Consider the following 20,248-nt stretch of genomic DNA (forward strand, 5'->3'; position numbering starts at 1 on the left):
ACTGGACAACTGGACAACAGGGGGAGACCGTGAGCCCTGATGCAATGGTCACGCATTTCGTAGGCGCCTCGGCCCTGATCCTGGTGGCCGCGCATGCGGGGGGCTACGTCGCCCGGCGGCTGAAACAGCCTTACATCGTGGGCCAGTTGACGGCCGGCATAGCGCTCGGCCCCTCGCTGCTCGGCAGCCTGGCGCCGGGTGTGCACAAGGCGCTCTTCCCCCGGGAGATCGGCCCGGCACTGACCGGGTTCGCGCAGTTCTCGCTGGTGGTGTTCCTCCTGGCGGTCGGCTACGAGCTGGACCTGAAGGTCCTGGGCGACCGGGCGCGCTCGGCGGTGGGCGTCGCCCTCGCGGCGTTCGTGGTGCCGATGGCCGCGGGCAGTGGCTGTGCGCTGCTGTTCGGGGACCAGTTGCACGACTTGGGCATGCCGCGCCACCTCTCCGTCGGCATGGTGGTGTTCGCGGGTGTCGCGCTGTCGATAACCGCGGTGCCCGTGCTGACGGCGATAGTGCGGGAGAACGAGCTGTCCCGGACGGTGCCCGGGGTGGTGGCGGTGTCCGCGGCGGGTCTGCTCGACGCGATCGGGTGGACGGTGCTCGCCGGGACGCTGCTGGACGGCGGCGGCGACCAGTCGGTGGCCTGGCCGTTACGGGCGATGCTCGCACTCGGTTTCGTCGCACTGATGCTCGTGGCGGTCCGGCCGCTGCTCCGCAGACTGCTGTGGAGTACGCGGATGGAGCCCACGCTGCGGCTGGCGCTGCTCATCGGCTTCGCCCTGGGCTCGGCGTGGGTGACGCAGGCCCTCGGGCTGCACGTGATCTTCGGCGCGCTGCTCGCGGGTGTGGTGTTGCCGCGTGAGGAACGGGGAACGCTGGATCCGGACCTGGTGCGGCCACTGCACGACGTCAGCTCGCTGCTGCTGCCGTTCTTCTTCGTGGTCTCGGGTCAGTCCGTCGCCGTCGCCGGCCTGGACGCCACGAGCTGGCTCACCCTGCTGGTGGTGACGGTGCTGGCGGTCACGACGAAGATCGGCAGCAGCACGGCGGCGGCACGGCTGGGCGGCCTGGACCGCAACGACGCCCGGACCGTCGGCGTGCTGATGAGCACCCGTGGCCTCACGGAGCTGATCGCGCTCAACGCGGGCTTCCAGGCGGGCCTGCTGAGCAAACCGCTCTACACCGTGCTCGTCTTCATGGCGCTGGCCACCACTCTCCTCACCCAGCCGCTCCTGATCCTGGTCCGCCGTCTGGCCGAAAAGGACCGGGGCGCCCCCTCGGACGAGCCGACCGACGACGCCGGCACACCGGCGGCCCCGGTCGACGTCGGCTGACCGCACCCGCACGGCGGGACGGCGTGTGCGGGCCCCGGCGGCACACGGTGCCGCCGGGGCGGTTCCGGGTCCGCCCGGCTTCGGCCGCTCCCGCCGTCGGCGGGCTCACGGGCCGCGGGGCGCACGCCCCGCGGCCCGGCGCCGACCGGGCGGCATCTCTCCCCACCGCCGGCCATCGCGCGGCGGACGGCTGTGCTACAGGGGCATCGGGGCCATGTCGCACTCGACGCGGCGGCGCTGCCGGGCCGCCAGGAGCCAGGGATGGTCGGCGCGGACCACGCCGCCGAAGCCGTCCACGGCCCGGCGCTGCAGCTCGTCGGCCTCCGCCCCGCGGCCGAGACCGCGCAGGTCGAGGGCGAGGTTGGCGGTGACGGACAGGGTCAGTGGATGCGTCTCGCCCGCCACCTCGGCGAGCAGCGGCAGATTGTCCTCGTCGATCGCCTGTGCCCGCTCGAAGTCCAGTCGCGCGTACGCGGTGTTGGCCTGGCCGATCGCGACGGTCAGTGTCGTGACGTGCCGGGGGCCCAGCGTCTCGGCGAGCCGGCCGGCCGCGTCGTCCTCCAGCTCCTGCGCGCTGTCGAGGCCGCCGAGCGCCCGCCAAGTGGCCGCCAGGTTGGCCTTGGTCAGCAGGGTGTACGCGTGGTTCTGACCGAGACGCTGCACGTAGCGCCGCAGGGTCACCTCGGCCAGCTGCCGGGAACCGTCGAGGTCCCCGGCCAGGCGCTGGTCGACGGACACGTTGGTCGCCGTCGCCAGCGCGTCGAAGTGGTCGGGCCCGTAGCGGGCGATGAAGCGGCGCAGCGTCTCCTCGGAGAGTTTGAGGGCTTCGGCGAGCGCACCGTCGCGGCGCCGGCACACCGCGAGGTTGCGGGCGATGCGCAGGGTCAGCGGATGTTCCTCGCCGAGGGTGGTGCGCGCCCGGCGGTGGGCGTCCTCCTGGAAGTCGCGTGCGCCGGGGTAGTCCCCGGCCTCGCGCATGTCGATGGACAGGGCGTTGAGGGTGTTGAGGGTGTAGAAGCTGGCGGGGCCGAACAGCAGGTCGCGCAGGCGGGCGTTCTCCTGGTCCAGCGGCAGGGCCTCGCTGAACTGCCCGCACAGCCTCAGGTCGACGCCCCAGCTGTGGGTGGCGCGCAGCGTCAGCGGGTCGTCCGAGCCGAACAGGGACCGGGCCAGCTCGGTGGCCTCCTGGCCCAGGTCCCTCGCCTCGAAGAACCGGCCCTGGTAGCGACGGGCGTCGGACATCTCGCACAGGGAGTCGATCAGGTCCTCCGGGTCGACCTCGATCCGGCGGGAGACTTCCAGCGCCTTCTCGGTGAGCGGGATCGACTCCGCGACCTGGCCGGTCTGGCGCAGCAGGAACGCGACGCTCTTCGCCATCCGGATGACTTGGATGTCCTCCTCGCCGGAGGCCGCGAGCCAGGCGTTCCAGGCCTGCCTGCCGAGGTCCGCGGCGCCTTCGTGGTCGCCCCAGTAGTACAGGAACCACACGGTGTCGTAGACCAGTTCGCGCACATAGGTGTCGGTGCTGGTCACGGCCTGGGAGGTGAGGACGTGGGGCAGCAGTGCCTGGTAGGCGCGCCACTCCAGGGACGAGCCGAACTGGCCCGGCTTAGCCGCCGACAGCAGCTGGTGGGCGGCGTCCCGCATCCGCTCCCGCTCCTCGGGCCCCAGCTTGGCCAGGAGCACCGTCTGCAGCAGCCGGTGCATCTGCAGCGTGTCGGACCTCGGGTCCACCTTGACCAGCGAGAACTGGTTCAGGTCGCGGATGGCCCGGTTCAGCTTGATCGGCTCGCGCAGCAGCGGGTCGACCTCGGGCGTGACGCTGACGCCGCGGCTTCCGCGCAGCATCGACCGCGGGATGGGCTCGGGCGCCATGCTGGCGCAGATGTCCAGCAGTTGCCGGGCGCCGGGGTTGTTGGCCTGGATCCGCTCCAGCGAGATGTCCCAGGCGGCGGCGACGGAGACCGGGTAGTCGGGAGCCGGGTCGAGTTCGAGGATCTCCGGGCTGCGCTGGGCGAGCAGTTCCAGGTACTCGTCGACCTGCATGCCGGTGACGGCGCGCCAGGCACCCGCCTGCTCGACGGCCAGCGGCAGGTCTCCGAGCGCCTCGGCGAGCCGGTCGGCGTCCTCCGTGGTCAGATCGGGCGAGCGCCTCTGGAGCAGTTCGATGGACTCCTCGCGCTGGAAGACGTTCACCGGCAGGGAGGTCGCCACCCGTTCCCAGGCGCGGTTCCGGGAGGTGACGATGACCTTGCCCGGCCCGTTGGTCGGGAAGTAGTTGCGGACCGCTTCGATGTCCTCGGCGTTGTCGAAGACGAGCAGCCACTTGTCGTAGGGCGCACCGGTGCGCAGCGCCTCCAGGACCGCCGGCACGGCGGTGTTGGCGGCCGGGGCGGCCGCGCTGTCCTGCCCGGTCGGGGCGACGCCCAGCTGGGCGGCCAGGGAGGCCAGCGCGGCCAGGATGAGGCTCTCCCGCTCGGCCGGGATCCAGCAGATCACCTTGTAGTCGTGCTGATGGGTGTAGACGTACTCCAGGGCCAGCTGGGACTTGCCGACGCCGCCCAGGCCGTGCAGCGCGTTCGGCAGCACGGCTGTGGTGTCCTGGGCCTTGAGCTGTTCCTCCACGTCCCTCAGCAGCGCCTGGCGGCCGACGAACGAGGTGTTCCGGAGCGGAACGTTCACCAGAAGGGCCGGCGTTGCGGTCGTGGTGCTCTGCATGAGCGGCTCAGCCTCCAGGGCTTCGTCTTGGGTCGCGTCGGGTACCAGCGGCACGTGCTCTCCAGGTGAGTCGGGGACGGTCGACGCTGGATGCCTGCCTTCTCCACCGTCGCCCGAGACCTCTCCCCCCGCGTGGTTCACCTCAGCGGGTGTACCGGTCGGCAAACCGGCCCCCACTCGTTCGGCCGCTGGGACCGTCTGGACGGTGAACTTCGAGAAGGTCGGTTCGATGCGTTTGGCGCGTTCGGAGTACGGTCCCGAGAGCGCTCGCATCACGGCCAGTTCGCTGCGCGCCCAGCCGCGCTCGGCCGGGTCGGGCAGTGTTGCCCCCAGCGGGTCGCGCAGGGCCGCGCGCAGCGCGACGCCCCGCTCGCCCGCCGCGGGCAGCTCGCCCACCAGGGTGACGGTGCGGGCGAGTTGGCTGCGGGTCGTGGTGGCGAGCAGCGCCTCGCGCACTCCGTCGGCGAACTCCGGGCGTCCCTCACCCCCGCTGTCCCAGTCGATCAGTCCGCCCATCAGGATCTCGGCGAGGTGATCGGGACCGGTCTCCGGCATGGCGCGCCGCCGCAGCTGGTCCACGAGGTCGAACTCGAACGGTATGGCGGCCAGTTGGGTGGCGAGACGGCGCGCGGCGGGGGTGGCTAGGGTGAAGAAGCGGCGCACGGCCGCGGTGGCGGCGCGTGGGAGGCGCGGGGCGCGCAGACCGGGCGCGGGAGCGCCCTTGGTCAGGGTGCCGGCCAGGACGACGGGCAGCAGCCGGCGCACGCCGCGTTCCCCGGCGACCAGGTCGGCCCAGGCGGCGAGTGACCCGGGCTTCAGGGAGACCACCGGCACCGCGACAAAGCCGTCGCCGGTGTCGGGAAGCGGTCGCAGCGGGTCCGGCCCGCCCGGTGGCGCCCAGTGTTCGAGGCCCACGTTGGCGGCGCCGAAGCCGCCGGCCTCCAGGACCGCCTGGTAGGGGTGGAGCGAGGAACGGTGCCGCAGATGGGGCGGCAGCAGGTGGACGAGCGCGGTGGGGCCCGCGTGGGCGAGCCGGCCGAGGAGTTCGTCCGCGGCGGGGGCCGCCCAGCCGTGGGCGAGTCCGTCCGTGACGACGAGGAAGACCCGCCCGCCGCGGCCGTCGAGCAGTTCGGCGGGGTCGGCGGCGGCCCGCCCCTGGCCCCAGCGCAGGGTGGCGGTCCCGGTGCGCGGTACGTTCAGGGCGACGGTGCGCACGCCGCGGAAGGCGCCGCTGTGTTCGGCGGCCTCGGCGAGGCGTGCGGTGGTGTCCTCCCAGATCCGCATGGTGGGTGCGTCGTCGATCAGGAGCACCAGGTCGAACACGGATGTGCGGGCGGGCCGCAGGAAGGGCATCCACATGCCGTCGACGACCCCCTGCTCGGCGGTGGTCTCCTCGTCCAGTTCCAGGGTGTCGCGCGAGGGCAGGCGGCGGGCCAGCCGGTGCAGGGCGCGGGCGAGCAGGGCGGTGCGGCGGCCCGGGGCGGGGCGGGCCGGCCCGGCCGCCGGGAGCAGCGGCGAGGCGACCAGGGTGATGCCGCCCTCGGGGTCGGGTAATAGCCGTTCGGTGCCCGTCATCGGGGTGGGGGGACCTTCGAGGGGGCTGCCGGGGATGTGCGGGCCGCGCCCGGTCGGGGGCCGGTGGGGCGGGGTCTGCCCGTCGGGCCCGGCGCTGTCCTCGTGGGCCGGCCGAGGAGGATCTGCGTCCTCGGCGGCGGCCCGGTCGCGGTCGGCGGGGTCCGCGGAGGGTACGTCGTCCTGCGGGCGCGGGCCCGTGGAGTGCGGGCGCGCGGGGCCGCTCCCGGCATCCGACGACGCTGTCTGCCCCGCGGTCGCGCGATTCCCGTGGCGGGCCCAGTGGGCGGCCAGCCAGACCGCGTCGGCGAGCTCCTGCCAGTGCGGGCCGGGCTGTTCCTCGGTGAGCGGCCGCACGCGGGCGTAGGAGTCCTGTCCCGGGGCAGCCGGGAGCGCGGCTTGGTACTCACTCGCGTACGTGGCGGACTCGGGGAACGCCGAAGGAGGCGACGAGCCCGATACGGGATATCCGTCGCCCGGTCCGGATGCGCGCTCCCGGGGGAAGCCGGTCATTCTCAGCGGCCCTTCGCGAGGTCGCGGAGGAGCATTTCCACGAGCTTACGCCCGTCACCGTCGGCCTGGAAACCACCCGCGGTAGTCATCCGGACAGCGTTCAGTAGCTGATCCAGGGAGTGGGTACCGCCGGCCTGGACCCGTTGCACGAACAGGTCGACCATGTCCTCGGCCTCCGGAGACCGGGTTCCCAAGTGCCTCTCGACCATGGCCAGCAACTGGTCCCGGGAGGGAGTGCGCATCTCCAGGGGCAGACAGCGCCTGCGGAAGGCCGCGGGGAATTCGCGTTCCCCGTTGCTGGTGATCACCACGACCGGGAACTCCGCACACTCGACACGTCCACCGCGCACCAGGGCGCGGCCTCCGGGGTCGCTGGTGTGGACGTACGCCTCGTCGGCGGCGTCGCGCACCAGTTCCGGGACGTCATAGCTTCCGTTCTCCAGTACGTGCAGCAGGTCGTTCGGCAGGTCGATGTCGCTCTTGTCGAGTTCGTCGACAAGCAGTACCCGGGGACGATCGTAGGGCAACAGAGCGGTGCCCAGCGGTCCCAATGTGATGAACTCCCCAAGAACGGGGGGAAGTTGACGAGTACTTGGGGAAGTCGCGGTGTTGACGGCGCTCCCGCCGGAGCCCGCCTCGGCGGGTTCCGGTGCCGCCGCGCCGTCCCCCTGCCCGGGGGCCGCGGTGTGCCGCACCCCGGCCTGCCAGGCGGCGATGGCCTGGGCGCGCCCCATGGCGTCGTGTACGTACAGGCCGTCCCGCAGTGCCGTTCGGCTGACGATGTTCCACTCCAGGACCCGTCCCAGCCCGAGCTCCCGGGCGATCAGGTAGGCCAGGGTGGACTTGCCCACGCCCGGCGGACCGGTGATCAGCAGCGGCCTGCGCAGCACCAGCGCGGCGTTGATCACGTCGATCTCGTCCGCGCCCAGCTGCTGGGCGGCCTCGCCGGGGCCCAGGCGGCGCAGGGCGGCCTCCGGGTCGTCCGGTGGCGGGGGCTGGGCCGGAGTGCCGCGGAACCGGCGCCACGGCGGGGGCGCCGGCAACGGCGGCGGGGCGGCCGGTGGCCGGCCGGTGGCGTGGAAGACGTGCCAGCCGTTCGGGGCCGTCTGCTCGTGCACGCTCATGCCGGTGCCTCCTCGCTGGCGAGATCGCCGGGGTACGGGGTCTGGACGTCGACGGGCCGAGTGGGATCGTCCCAGAAGAAACCGATGTGCCGACCGAGAAGACGGGCCGGGCCCTGTCCCTGCCCCTGGGTCTCGGCGCTCTGCCGCAGACGGTGGACGGCCGTCGGAATCTGTGCGGGCAACGGCGCGGCGGCGAACACGGCGGTGACCACCTCGCGGCGCTCCTCGACGAAGACCCCCCGCCGGTCCCAGACGGCGAGTCCTATCCCTTCTGCGATGGCGGCCTTGAGCGCCTCAAGGGTGGAGCCGGAGTCCGGGGCGTCCATCACCACGGCGGTGCGTGAGGACTCCTCGACCAGCTCGGCCTGCCAGGCGGCGAACCGCTCGGCGTCCGGCTCCCGCCAGGCGTGCACGTCGACTCCGTCCTGGTGCAGCGTGCGCCACCGTCTGCGCCACTGCTCCCGGACCATCCCGTCGGCGGAGCGCATTCGCTCCAGACTGCGTAGATGCAGCCCGTACTTCAGTCCGAGCCGTAACGGCCTCGCGTCGCCCATCCGGTACGTCAGGGCGGCCACGTCGTGGTTGAGGAGGTCGTACGGAAGGACGAACTCGATGTACAGCGGCGGCTGCCGCCGTACGTTCGGATCCGGCTCGGCCGGGGCGGACCACAGCCGGGCGCCCTGTCCGAGCGCCCGTTCGACGGCCGCGCCGAGGCCGTCGAGCGTGGTGACACAGGGTTCGCAGGGCTGCGGGTCCCAGTGGCCCGGGACGGTGTTGAGCCAGGGGCGTACGGCGACCTCGCCGGTGCCGTCGCGGGCCGGCTCGACGGCGATGACGAGGCAGCGCGGAATGTCGGGATCGCTGGTCTCCTGCTCGCGCGCCGCTCGGCGCAGTCGCAACTCGACCAGCAGACCGGCTCTCCGGGCCCAGTCGTCGACCCAGCCGGACAGAGCGGCGCGGTGGCCGCGATGGGTGGTCAGGCGGGCGGCACGGTCGAGGAGGAGGACCGCCGGAGGCATGCCGTCCGGCTGCACGTTCCACTCCAGCAGGTGCGCGAAGAGCTGCTCGGGAGAGAGCCCGGTGGGCAGGTCGAGCCCGTTCAGTTCCTCGCAGAGGTCGTCCCGCAGCCGGATCGCGGGCAGTTCGCCCCGGGCGAGGGCGACGCGCGCGCTCTTCTCGTCGTCGCGGGAGAGCGGGCCGGGAGGTGCGCCGAGTGCGTCCGAAGGGGCGACCGGGGCGATCAGCCGGTCGAGTTCGTCGCCCGCCGGCGTCCCTTCGAGGATGCGGACCACCCCGACCAGTACGCGCTCCCCGCCCGCCACGTTCAACGCGGCCCGCACCAGGGTGACCACGTCCTCACGGAGTTTGACCCCGCGCACGTCGACCTGCCGGTGCAGCTGGTCGCCCAGCACGGAGGCGAACTGCACCCGCCCCTGCGGATCCTCCATGCAGCCCAGCTCGCACAGGGCGTCGGTCAGCTGTAACAGCAGCTCAAGACCTCGCGCCCGTCCGGAATCGTCCTCGGGCTCGCCGAGCCCCGCGCCTGTCTCCACCGACTTTCCCCCTGAGCCGGTACACCTGCTTGACCGACCAGCGAAGTTAGCACGGCAACCAGCGGTTAACCAGGGACGAGTGGGATCGCAACCCCGACGTCCGGCCAGGTTCGCGACCTGGGGAACGAACCTGACCGGAATCGATCGGTACGGAGCCTCACAACCGCGGATCCACCGGCTCCGACTCGAGCGCCAGCACCGCGAACACCGCCTCGTGCACCCGCCACAGCGGTTCGCCGTCGGCCAGCCGGTCCAGGGTCTCCAGACCGAGGGCGTACTCACGGACCGCCAGCGACCGCTTGTGGTTCAGAAAGCGCTGCCGCAGCCGGGCGAGGTTGTCCGGGCGGGTGTACTCCGGGCCGTAGATGATCCGCAGATACTCACGACCGCGGCACTTGATGCCGGGCTGGACCAGGCGCCCCTGCTCGGTGCGGACCAGGGCGCCGAGGGGCTTGACGACCATGCCCTCGCCGCCGCGGCCGGTCATCTCCAGCCACCAGTCGACGCCCGCCCGCACCGACTCCGGGTCGGCGGTGTCGACATACAGGCGGCGGGTGGTCTGCAGCAGTCCGGTGCCGTCGTGCTCGACCAGGCGGTCGAGCAGGGCGAGCTGCTCGTCGTGCGGCAGGGCGGCGAGGCTGCGCCCCTGGGCCGCCAGGATCTGGAACGGCGCCAGCCGGACGCCGTCCAGGCCGTCGGTGGTCCAGCAGTAACGGCGGTACGCGGCGGTGAACGCGGCGGCGTCCGAGGCCCGCTCGCGCTGGCGGGCGAGCAGATCCGTGACGTCGGCACCGCGGGCCGCCGCGCCCTCCAGCGCGGCGACGGCATCCGGGAACACCGATCCCGAGGCCGCGCCCACGGCCGCGTACTGGGTCCGCAGCAGCCCGGAGGCCTTCAGCGACCACGGCATCAGCTCGGCGTCGAGCAGCAGCCAGTCCGCCTCGCCGGAAGCGTCGCCGGGCGCGGCGAGTTCGCTCCACAGGCCGGCCTCGGTGATCGCGGTGCGCAGCCGGGCGAGGATCTCCTCGGTGACCGTGGGGTCGTCGAAGAAGGGACGGCCGGTGCGGGTGTAGAGGGAGCCGGTGGGACCGTCCGCACCGAACCGTCTGCGTGCGGCCTCCGCGTCCCGGCACACCAGCGCCACCGCCCGCGAGCCCATGTGCTTCTCCTCGCACACCACCCGGGCGACCCCGTCCTGCGCGTACTGGGCGAACGCCTCCGCCGGGTGCTCCAGGTAGCCCTCGACGTGCGAGGTCGCCGTCGGGGCCATCGTGGGCGGCAGGTACGGCAACAGGCGCGGGTCCACCGCGAAGCGGCTCATGACCTCCAGCGCGGCCGCCGCGTTCTCCTCGCGGACCGATATCCGTCCCGCGTGCCGGGTTTCCACCACCCTGCGGCCGTGCACGTCGCCGAGGTCCAGCGGACGCCCGTGGTGCCCGCCGGGTGCCTCGGTGCGCAGCGGCCTGGCCGGCTCGTACCACACCCGCTCGGCCGGTACGTCGACCAGCTCCCGCTCCGGCCAGCGCAGCGCGGTCAGCCTGCCGCCGAAGACCGCGCCCGTGTCCAGGCAGATGGTGTTGTTCAGCCAGGTGGCCTCCGGGACCGGGGTGTGGCCGTAGACCACGGCCGCCCGCCCCCGGTAGTCCTCCGCCCACGGGTAGCGCACCGGCAGGCCGAACTCGTCGGTCTCCCCGGTGGTGTCGCCGTACAGCGCGTGCGAGCGCACCCGGCCGGAGGTGCGGCCGTGGTACTTCTCCGGCAGACCGGCGTGGCACACGACCAGCCGGCCGCCGTCGAGGACGTAGTGGCTGACGAGCCCGTCGATGAACTCCCGTACCTGCTGCCTGAACTCCTCGCTCTCGTCCTCCATCTGCTCGACCGTCTCGGCCAGGCCGTGTGTGTGCCGGACCTTGCGGCCCTTGAGGTAACGCCTGTACTTGTTCTCGTGGTTGCCGGGCACGCACAGCGCGTTGCCCGTGCTCACCATCGACATCACCCTGCGCAGCACGCCCGGGGTGTCCGGGCCGCGGTCGACGAGGTCGCCGACGAAGACCGCCGTGCGGCCGTCCGGGTGCACGCCGTCGGTGTAGCCCAGCTTGCCGAGGAGTGCCTCGAGTTCGGCGGCGCAGCCGTGCACGTCGCCGATGATGTCGAACGGCCCGGTGAGGTGGGTGAGGTCGTTGAAGCGCTTCTCGGTGACCACCGAGGCGTTCTCCACCTCGTCCACTCCCCGGAGCACGTGGACCTTGCGGAAGCCCTCACGCTCCAGGTGACGCAGGGAGCGCCGCAGTTCGCGCGTGTGCCGCTGGATCACCCGGCGGGGCAGGTCCGCCCGGTCGGTACGGGCCGCGTTGCGTGCGGCGCACACCTCCTCGGGCACGTCGAGCACGATGGCGATGGGCAGCACGTCGTGCTTCCTGGCCAGGTCGATCAGCTGCCGGCGGGCGTCCTGCTGCACGCTGGTGGCGTCCACCACCGTGCGGCGCCCCGCGGCCAGGCGCTTGCCCGCGATGTAGTGCAGCACGTCGAAGGCGTCACCGGTGGCGCTCTGGTCGTTCTGGTCGTCGCAGACCAGACCGCGGCAGAAGTCCGAGGAGATGACCTCGGTGGGCTTGAAGTGGCGTCGGGCGAAGGTGGACTTGCCCGAGCCGGAGGCGCCGACGAGGACGACGAGGGAGAGGTCGGTGACGGGCAGGACGCGCCCGGTGCCGGTCCCGGTCATGCTGCCTTCGCCTCCTTGTCGTTGGTGCCGTTGGTCTTGTCGTCGGTGCCGCTGGTCCTGTCGTCGGTGCCGCTGGTCCTGTCGTTGGTGCCGTTGGTCCTGTCGTTGGTGCCGTTGGTCCTGTCGTTGGTGTCTGTCCTGGTGAAGACGGCCATCTGCGTGGGTGGGCCGACCTCGGGGTCGTCCGGGCCGACCGGTGTGAACGCGACCTCGTAGCCGTGCCGTTCGGCCACCGCCCCGGCCCAGGCGCGGAACTCCTCGCGAGTCCACTCGAAGCGGTGGTCGCCGTGCCGCGTGTGACCGGCCGGGAGGGACTCCCAGCGGACGTTGTACTCGACGTTGGGGGTGGTCACCAGGACCGTGCGGGGGCGGGCGAAGCCGAACACCGCGTACTCCAGGGCCGGGAGGCGGGGCAGGTCGAGGTGCTCGATCACCTCGCTGAGCACGGCGGCGTCGTAGCCCTTGAGCCGCTTGTCGGTGTAGACGAGCGACCCCTGGAACAGGTGCACGCGTGCGGCCTGCCGCTCCCCCATGCGGTCCGGTTTCAGGCGCCGGGCCGCGAGGGTGAGCGCCCGCATCGACACGTCCACGCCCACGATCTCCGTGAAGCGCACGTCCCTGACCAGCTCCTGCACCAACTGACCCTGGCCGCAGCCGAGATCGAGCACACGGGCGGCGCCGGACCGCCGCAGCGCCGCGACGATCGCGTCCCTGCGCTGCACGGCGAGCGGCGTCGGCCGCTCCTCGGTCCCGTTCTCCTCCTCGGTCCCGGTCCCGGTTTCGGACTCCTCCCCGACCGCGTTGTCGATCTCCTCGACCTCGCTGTCGTCGGTCTCGGCCAGCCGCACGAGCTCCAGACGTTCCATCGCCTGGCGGGTCAGCGACCAGCGCCGCGACAGGTAGCGGCTGGCGATGAGCTTGTGTTCCGGATGGCCGGGCAGCCACCCCTCGCCGGCCCGCAGCAGCTTGTCGACCTCGTCGGGGGAGACCCAGTAGTGCTTGGCGTCGTCCAGGACGGGCAGCAGGACGTACAGGTGGCGCAGGGCCTGAGCCAGGGTGAGAGCGGAGGACGTCAGCCCCAGCCGGACGTAGCGCGAGTCGCCCCACTGCGGGAACTCGGTGTCCAGCGGCACCGGTTCGGCGGTCACCGACCAGCCGAGCGGCTCGAAGAGCCGGCGCACGAGGCCCGGGCCGCCACGGGCGGGCAGCGCGGGCACCTCGATGCGCAGGGGCAGTGGCTGAGCGGCGCGCTCGGGCCTGGCCTTGCACACGCCCCGCATCGCGCTGGAGAACACGCTGCTGACCGCCACCGCGAGCAGTGAGGAGGCCGCGTACGGGCGGTCGTTCACGTACTGGGCGAGCGCCGCGTCGGGTGCTCCGCCGCGGCCCTTGCCCCTGCCGCGCCGGACCAGTGCCACCGCGTCCACCTCCAGCAGCAGCGCCGCAGTGCAGCGCTCGGCGTCCGCCTCGGGGTAGAGGACGTGCGCCCGGCCGTAGGAGGTGGAGAACGCCTGCGCGTTGTCGGGATGCTTGTGCAGCAGGAACCCGAGGTCGGTCGCCGGGCGTTCCGGCGTGCCGGTGGTGCTGATCGTCAGGAACATGCCCCGAGTGTTCCGGTCCGCCGGGCCTGTGACCACTGCTTTTCGCCCGCATTCCGGCCGTGCGGAATCAGGGCTCGGTCAGGGACCGGGCCGCTGGGGAGGGCGGGCCCGGGTCCTGGGCGGAAGTGCTCAGGACCCGGTACCTGTGGGGGTGTCAGCCGTGGAGCAGGGGCGAACCGGTGAGTTCCTTGGTGACCGGGCCCTTGCCGTCGCCTTCGATGTCGTAGACGACCGTCGAGTCCGTCGACCACCACACCTCACCGTCGTACAGGGTGGAGGGCGCGACGCAGGTGTTGACGTCCTCCTGCTGGAACCACGTGTAGTTGTCGTTGACCAGCTTGGTCAGGTCGCACGTCTTGGTCGTGACGACGTGGTCCTCGCTGGTCTTGGTCAGGCGCTCCTCGATGCGCGTGGTGATCTTGAAGCTGGTGTACCGCTTCGAGTTGTCGATGACCTGGTCGTCGAGGATCTGCCAGCTCATGACCGACTTTCCGGTCACCTTCCCGGTCTGGGAGTTGAGGCTCGCGGAGTTCTGGACGTAGTACTGGGTCTGGGGCCTCTTGTCGGGGAACGTCACGTCGAACTGGGAGTCCGAGCTCGCCGCCGAGGCCGGCGCGGCGGCCAGGGCGACGAGTGCGGCGGCGGCAGCGCCACCGGCGACCGTGGTGTGCAGAAGCTTCCTCATGAGTGTCTTCCGTTCCTTTGGGAGGGGCCCCGAGGATCCGGGGCCCCTGGTCGACGGCAGGGCTACAGGCCCATGCCGGTGAAGGTGCGCTCCAGGGAGTCGGCGTAGAGGCGGGCGCCGCCGATCTTCGGGTGGAACGACTGGGCGGACAGGCCGAACTTGTCCACGATCGGGTAGTCCCACTTCGGCTCGTCGGAGTCCACGAGCGTCTTGACGATGCCGTGGACGGATTCCGGGTCGCCGCACACGGCCTTGCCCGCGAAGTTCTGCTTCGGGTCGGAGAACGAGACCTCGATGCCCTTGGCCTTGGCGTCGTCCGCGGCTTTCTGCATCGCGTTCGCCAGCACGCCGGCCACGCTGTTGAGCCAGTCCGACGAGGAGGCGGACAGGCCGATCTGGCCGATTCCGGGGACCGTGATGCTCAGGCACTCACCGCGGTTCTCGATCAGCGGCGGGTAGCCCATGAGCGCGATCTTCGCGTGCGGGGCCCTCTCGTGGATCTCCGTGAGGACCTTGACGATGTCCGGCCGGACGATCTGGTCGATGATGCCGGTCTCCGCCTGCTCCAGGGTCTGGCCGTTGAACTGGTGGTCCCGGCCGCCGACGGACGCGTCCTCGTCGCCCAGCTCGAACGTCTTGTCCTTGCAGTTGCCGCCGTTGATCGCGGTCAGGCACTTCTGGATGACGTTGGCGAAGCGAGCGTCGTTGCCGCCGATGGAGATGGTGACCAGGGTGGTGTTCTGGTCCAGGTAGCCCTTGTCCATCTGCGGCTTCTCACCACCGTTGGACTGCACCTCCCCCTCGTGCACCACGTTGTAGGTGCGGGCGCCGGAGCAGGCGATCAGGTGGTAGTCCATGGCGGAGCCGTAGTCGTCGGCCAGGGCGCCGATGGACTTCGACCGGCCCGGGATCGTCGCCTGGCGGGACCACGCCTGGGTGGAGCGGTGGCAGGCGTCACGGGTCTTGGGGTTCTGCTTGTCGTAGTAGTTGGTCTCCGGGTAGTAGTCCCGGTTGCCCTCGGAGGCGCCCTCACCCGAGGAGTACGAGTCGCCCATGGCGACGACGAAGTCCTTCGGCTTGGCCGACAGCGGCTGGAAGCCCACCGAGTCCCAGGCGATGTCCTCGTCGCCGAAGCCGTCGTCGGTGTCGGTGGAGAGGGTCACCGTCGGGGTGCCGACGAAGTTGAAGACGCCCAGGTCGACCCACTTGTTCTGACCGATCCGCTGGGGCTGCACGCGTACGTGCGAGGTGGAGTCGGTGCCGCCGATGTCGTAGGCGGCCTGCCGGGTGTGGGCACCATGGTCCGGCATGTGCACGAAGACGCGCATCCAGCCGCGCTTGCTGCTGTTCAGCGTCCACTTGCCGGAGATGAACAGCCTCTTGCCGTCGGCGGTCACCAGCCAGCGGGTGTGGCCCAGCCAGAAGTGGTTGTTGTTGCCGGCGCCGATCTGGTGCAGGTCGATCTTGGACGGGTACTTGCCGTTCTCGCCCGCGAAGGTGAACTGGAAAGAGCCGTCGGAGCTGACGGTGCAGGTCCGTCCGGTGGATCCGGCCGGCACGGTGCCGTTGGGCAGGTCGTCCACGATCAGGGATCCGGACGGCAGTCCGCTGTTGCAGCGCGGCGGGTAGGAGTTCTCGTCGGGCTGCTCGGGGTAGGTGTCGTCGAAGCGGTGCACCGGGTTGCCGCACCGGGCCTCGGTGGTGCAGTCCTTCCACTTCACCGGCTGGTTCCACCAGCACTTCAGGTACAGCGGGTTGTCGCTGTGCGGGTCACCGGGCAGTGCGCACGGACCCTTGCCGTCGTCGTTGGAGGCGCCCTCACTGATCTTCGACGGTACGCAGTCGTTCGACGGACCGCAGAAGTCGAAGATCGGCGGCTTGGCCGAGGTGCGGGCGTCGGGCTTGTTCCACCAGGCGGCCCGGTAGCCGGGCTCCATGTCACCCGGCTTGAACATGGCGGAGATGGGGCGGGCGGCCCAGCCGATCACCTTCTCCTCGTACGGCCAGTCCTGCGGGTGTGCGGCCTGGCTGTAGTCGTCCTTGCCCTCGGCGTTCTCCAGGAACGGGGTCCGGTTCTCCTTCCACAGCGGGTTGGCCGGGTTGTTGGTCCAGCCCACACCCCACTTGCCGTTCACCGGCTTGGACTTGGGGTAGTACCCGGCGTTGTACGCCCACAGGGCGTAGAACCAGTTCTCGATGTACTTGGGACTGCCGTCGTTGATGACCAGGCCGTCGTTGCGAGTGTCGTTCCACTTCCCGATGAGGACATTGACACCGGCGGCGATGTTCGCCGCGTAGTCCAGCGCGATGGCCTCCTGCTGAACCGGGGTCTTGGCCTTCTCGCCGTCCTTCAGGTGGCCCGGCAGCCGCATGCCGTCGGTGACCTGTGTGATGCCGTAACCGCAGTCGGCCTTTTCGAAGTTGACCGCCCACGGGTCCTGCTGCTGGCCGCTCGCGGCGTACTTGATGCCGTAGAAGTTGCCGATCAGCGAGTTCGCCGTCACGCCGGGCACGGCGATCCTGGCGGCCTGCCACATGTTCGACTCCTGTGCCGTGATGCCGAGCATCACCTGCGCGGGCACGTGCCAGTCGGCGCCGGAGCCGCCCGCGAGCGGCGCCAGGGGGAACAGCGTCTGCGGCGCGTAGGCCGCCATCCCGGTGTTCTTCCAGTTCGCCGGCCGCGTGGCACCCTTGTTGAGCGTGCCGACGATGGCCTGGTCGACGGCCCACTCGACCTGACGCGGGGTGGGCTGGAACGCCTGCTTCCTGGGGTCGTTGCGCGGCACCGCACAGTAGCGGTCGGCGTCGACGGTGTCGTTCGCCGCCACCCGCGACCCGCCCACGGTCTTGGCGCCCTGGGCGAGCAGAACCGGGCTGGTCTGCGTTCCCTGCGTCATCTCCTTCTGACCGCCCACGTAGTCAAGGGCGGGAGGAGCGTCCAGGACCACCGTCTTGCGGGTGTCCAGGGTCTTCACCGTCGTACGGACGGTGCGGGCCTCGAGGGCCTCCTCCGGACGGATCCGGGAGTCCTTGCCGTCGGCCCAGCGGGAGGTGACGACGGCCTGTCCCCGGCTGGAGACCTGTGCGTCCTTGGCGATTCCGCCGGGGTTGTGCAGCAGCCCGGCCGCCGAGCGCGAGGTGAGTCCGGCCTTGCCGGTCACGTACACCTGGCCCGCGGGGGTGGAGGTGAGGTCGAACTGGTCGAGCCTGCCCTCGGCGAGGCCGGCGGGCTTGCTCCTGCCGTCGGCCTTCTTGATCTGGTCGGCGCTGACGCGCGAGACCGTGGCCGTGTTCCCGGCCGCCGCCACGGCGCTGCGCCCCTTCGGCGCCCCGGGGGCCGCGTCGATGAAGGTGACGCCTCCGTCGGCGTCGGCCTTCAGCTGGAACGGCCAGGACTTGGTCGTCGCGACGCTGCGGACCTCGCTGCCCCTGACGGAGACGATGTGGTTTCCGGCGGCGGCGACGACGCCCTGTGCGGTCGGGACGGCCGAGGTGACCTGTCCGGTGACCGTCTGCTTGCTCCCGGTCTTGCCGGTCCTGGCGTCGACGGTGACCAGGCGGGTCTGGTTCTTCGCCGACCCGTCGTCGGTCAGCGCGGTGAACACGGCCTGGTCGCCCTCGCCGCAGCCGGGCGAGAAGTAGCTCAGCGTGGCCTGGAAGGGCAGCTTGGTGACGCGTCCGTCGGCCAGGTTGACGACGGCGGTGAACGCTCCGCGCGTCATCAGCTCGGGCTTGTTGGTGAAGGTGCGCGGGGCGTAGGCGACCGCCGCGTACCTTCCGGACTCGGTCAGGCAGGCGTTGCCGATCCACGCGTCGGTGTCGAAGCCGGGCTCCGACAGCGTCGCGGCGGTCTTCCAGGCGTATCCGTCCTTCTTGTCCGCGATCAGGACGTGGAAGCCGGTGCCGTCACCGGAGGTGGTGAATGCCTGGTCGGAGGACTGCTTGTAGCCCTTGCCGAGGACTGCTGCGCGCTGGGCCGCGGGGACGGCGCGGGGCTGGTCGCCGGGCTTGGCGCCGGTGTCCCGGGTGATCGGGGCCGACCACCCGTCGGCCGCCGCGTGCGGCGGAGCCGCAGCGAATGCCTGGGTCGTGGCGGCACCGGTGGACAGGGCCATGGTGATGGCCGCCGTCACGGGTATCCGCGCACGCCGAAGCATGGCGTTGCGTTTCAAGTGGGGTCTCTTTCCTGAGAGTTGGGCGCTCCGGATGTTCCGGCGCGCAGCCGCGCCGCTACCGGCGGAAGGGTGAGGACGGCAGCGGGAGCGGAGCCTGAGGGAGGAGCAGGTGCGGGCGGCGGCGCAACGGTCGCGCCGATCACAGCTCTGCAGCTGCTCTTGATGTGAAGGGAGAATCGCCGCGTGTGCGGTGCTGTTGGCCCGGCCCGAGGGTCGGCATGACGTCAGGCGGACGCCAGGTGCTGGGGCCGAGCGTCAGACGGACACCTTGTTCACGCGGACTTCGTCTCTACGTTGCCCGCGATGCGAACGCGATGTCGTGAGCAAAGAAAAGGGCGGCGGCGGCACGAAGCCGGCGGTCGCCGGTGATGGTCGGCGGCGCGGTCAGGCCGGACGTGGTGCGTCCGGCGGGCGGCACGGCGATGCGAAAGAAGTTCTGAGACATAGCGCAGCGATCCCCCGTGAAAAGCGCGCATTGAGAACCGGTGTTCGGTTTTTGTGGTCGCAGAGAACCTACCATTCCTTTACCGTCCGTGTCATCACTCCTTTCACAGCTCCATCACACGTGACGCACGGCACACCTGTACGACCTGAGTAAGAGTCAGCAGCAGGGTACGGTTGCCCCGACCACTCCTCCGCCGCTGTGCAACTGCACACGCCTGCGCGGAATTTCAGGCTTCACAACAAGGGGGATCTCCACCATGTCTCGTGCGCTCATACGCGGCCTGGCCGCCGGTGCCGCGCTGCTCGCCACCGCCTTCGCGACGCCCGCGGCCACCGCCGCGACGCCCACCGCCGACGCGCTCAAGGTTCCGGGCACCACGGTGCAGTTCGCCGCGAACGCCTCCGCCCAGACGAAGGCCATCGCCGCCAAGAAGCCGAACGCCGTCCAGGCCACCGCCACCCTGTGCGGCTCCGGCTACACGCTCTTCAACGCCGAGCGGCTTCCCGACTCGCGCCGCTACGGCACCCTGTTCACCTACACCAAGTCCAACAGCCAGGGCTTCTCGGGCGCTTGTGCCGTCTTCGACAACAACATGCCCGGCGGCATGAAGATGAAGCTCAAGCTGTGTCCCAACCGGACCGACGCCAGCCTGTGCAAGACCGACCAGGGCCTGTTCACCAATTACGCGGGCCCGGTCAAGATCGAGGGCGACCACTCCTACGTGTTCTGCTCCAAGGTGACGGCCATCATGTGGGACGGCATCGCAGGACCGGCGATCATCGACGCCGTCCGCGACGCCACCCCCTGCGACTGACGCACACCGCGCACCACGGCCGGCCGGCGGGATGACCCGGCCGGCCGTGGTGCGCGCGCCGGGGACCGGGGTCAGGACAGCTGCGACTGCACCTGGGACGAGACCAGTTCCAGGTGGTCCAGGTCGGTGAGGTCCAGCACCTGGAGGTAGATCCGCCGGGAGCCGATCCCGGCGTAGCGGCCGATCTTGTCGACGACCTCCGCCGGGGAGCCGGCCAATCCGTTGGTCTTCAGTTCGTCGACCTCGCGGCCGATGGCGGCGGCGCGGCGGGCTACTTCCTGGTCGTTCCTGCCGACGCAGACCACGAGGGCGTTGGAGTACGTCAGGTCGTCGGCCCGGCGGCCGGCCTCCTCGGCCGCGGCGCGGACCCGGCCGAACTGGCGCTCGCTGTCCTCGATCGAGGCGAACGGCATGTTGAACTCGTCGGCGTACCGGGCGGCGAGCCTCGGGGTGCGACTCGCCCCGTGCCCGCCGATCAGCACCGGGATCTTCGCCTGCGCCGGCTTCGGCAGCGCGGGCGACCCGGTGAGCTCGTAGTGGGCGCCGTGGAAATCGAAGGTCTTGCCGACCTCCGTCGCCCACAGGCCGGTGACGATGGCCAGCTGCTCCTCCAGACGGGCGAACTTCTCCTTCGGGAAGGGGATGCCGTACGCCTTGTGCTCCTCCTCGAACCAGCCTGCTCCCAGGCCCAGTTCGACGCGACCGCCGGACATCTGGTCGACCTGGGCGACCTGGATGGCAAGCACTCCGGGCAGCCGGAAGGTACCGGCCGTCATCAGCGTGCCCAGGCGGATGCGCCTGGTCTCACGGGCCAGTCCGGCGAGGGTGATCCATGCGTCGGTGGGGCCGGGCAGCCCTTCCACGTTGCCCATGCGCAGATAGTGGTCCGAGCGGAAGAAGGCGTCGAAGCCCAGGTCCTCGGTGGCCTTGGCCACGGCGAGCAAGGTGTCGTAGGTGGCCCCCTGCTGGGGCTCGGTGAAGATGCGAAGATCCAT

At 71.1% G+C, this 20,248-nt stretch carries 10 protein-coding genes; 2 read left to right on the plus strand and 8 right to left on the minus strand.

The window, feature by feature from the left end:
* Positions 1-29 precede the first annotated feature (29 nt).
* Entirely contained in the window at positions 30-1,331 is a 1,302-nt protein-coding gene (locus AB0A61_RS28270) for a cation:proton antiporter (protein WP_361298021.1), read from the plus strand.
* A 195-nt stretch (positions 1,332-1,526) separates the two neighbouring features.
* Here AB0A61_RS28270 and fxsT read toward each other — a convergent pair whose 3' ends face one another.
* From fxsT to AB0A61_RS28305, 7 genes are all read right to left on the minus strand, one after another.
* Positions 1,527-6,134: an FxSxx-COOH system tetratricopeptide repeat protein gene (gene fxsT / locus AB0A61_RS28275; RefSeq protein WP_361298024.1), complete on the minus strand. Its 4,608-nt coding sequence runs from the start codon at positions 6,132-6,134 to the stop codon at positions 1,527-1,529.
* A 2-nt stretch (positions 6,135-6,136) separates the two neighbouring features.
* A complete protein-coding gene (locus tag AB0A61_RS28280; protein ID WP_361298027.1) occupies positions 6,137-7,258 on the minus strand; it encodes an AAA family ATPase in 1,122 nt (373 codons plus the stop codon).
* The gene (locus AB0A61_RS28285; protein ID WP_361298030.1) at positions 7,255-8,811 is read right to left on the minus strand and encodes a hypothetical protein; all 1,557 of its coding nucleotides are present in this window, start codon (positions 8,809-8,811) and stop codon (positions 7,255-7,257) included. Before AB0A61_RS28285 ends, AB0A61_RS28280 begins: the two co-directional genes overlap by 4 nt.
* Positions 8,812-8,968: 157 nt before the next feature.
* A complete protein-coding gene (locus AB0A61_RS28290; protein WP_361298033.1) occupies positions 8,969-11,533 on the minus strand; it encodes a polynucleotide kinase-phosphatase in 2,565 nt (854 codons plus the stop codon).
* The gene (locus AB0A61_RS28295) at positions 11,530-13,134 is read right to left on the minus strand and encodes a 3' terminal RNA ribose 2'-O-methyltransferase Hen1 (protein ID WP_361298036.1); all 1,605 of its coding nucleotides are present in this window, start codon (positions 13,132-13,134) and stop codon (positions 11,530-11,532) included. The genes AB0A61_RS28290 and AB0A61_RS28295 overlap by 4 nt, the downstream gene beginning before the upstream one ends.
* A gap of 154 nt (positions 13,135-13,288) precedes the next feature.
* Positions 13,289-13,819: a hypothetical protein gene (locus tag AB0A61_RS28300; RefSeq protein ID WP_361298039.1), complete on the minus strand. Its 531-nt coding sequence runs from the start codon at positions 13,817-13,819 to the stop codon at positions 13,289-13,291.
* Positions 13,820-13,881: 62 nt separating this feature from the next.
* A complete protein-coding gene (locus AB0A61_RS28305; protein ID WP_361298042.1) occupies positions 13,882-17,991 on the minus strand; it encodes a NocE in 4,110 nt (1,369 codons plus the stop codon).
* Positions 17,992-18,695: 704 nt separating this feature from the next.
* Here AB0A61_RS28305 and AB0A61_RS28310 point away from each other — a divergent pair.
* Entirely contained in the window at positions 18,696-19,253 is a 558-nt protein-coding gene (locus AB0A61_RS28310; protein WP_361298045.1) for a hypothetical protein, read from the plus strand.
* Positions 19,254-19,324: 71 nt separating this feature from the next.
* Here AB0A61_RS28310 and AB0A61_RS28315 read toward each other — a convergent pair whose 3' ends face one another.
* Complete coding sequence (locus AB0A61_RS28315; protein WP_361298048.1) at positions 19,325-20,248, minus strand: LLM class F420-dependent oxidoreductase; 924 nt, start codon at positions 20,246-20,248, stop codon at positions 19,325-19,327.

Origin of the sequence: Streptomyces sp. NPDC046197, from assembly GCF_040646295.1 — a bacterium.
Lineage (GTDB): Bacteria > Actinomycetota > Actinomycetes > Streptomycetales > Streptomycetaceae > Streptomyces.

Bases quoted from the DNA above. Each gene is read 5' to 3' on its own strand.
- fxsT (WP_361298024.1), bottom strand. From the start codon at position 6,134: ATGACCGGCTTCCCCCGGGAGCGCGCATCCGGACCGGGCGACGGATAT.
- AB0A61_RS28280 (WP_361298027.1), bottom strand. From the start codon at position 7,258: ATGAGCGTGCACGAGCAGACGGCCCCGAACGGCTGGCACGTCTTCCAC.
- AB0A61_RS28290 (WP_361298033.1), bottom strand. From the start codon at position 11,533: ATGACCGGGACCGGCACCGGGCGCGTCCTGCCCGTCACCGACCTCTCC.
- AB0A61_RS28295 (WP_361298036.1), bottom strand. From the start codon at position 13,134: ATGTTCCTGACGATCAGCACCACCGGCACGCCGGAACGCCCGGCGACC.
- AB0A61_RS28300 (WP_361298039.1), bottom strand. From the start codon at position 13,819: ATGAGGAAGCTTCTGCACACCACGGTCGCCGGTGGCGCTGCCGCCGCC.
- AB0A61_RS28310 (WP_361298045.1), top strand. From the start codon at position 18,696: ATGTCTCGTGCGCTCATACGCGGCCTGGCCGCCGGTGCCGCGCTGCTC.
- AB0A61_RS28315 (WP_361298048.1), bottom strand. From the start codon at position 20,248: ATGGATCTTCGCATCTTCACCGAGCCCCAGCAGGGGGCCACCTACGAC.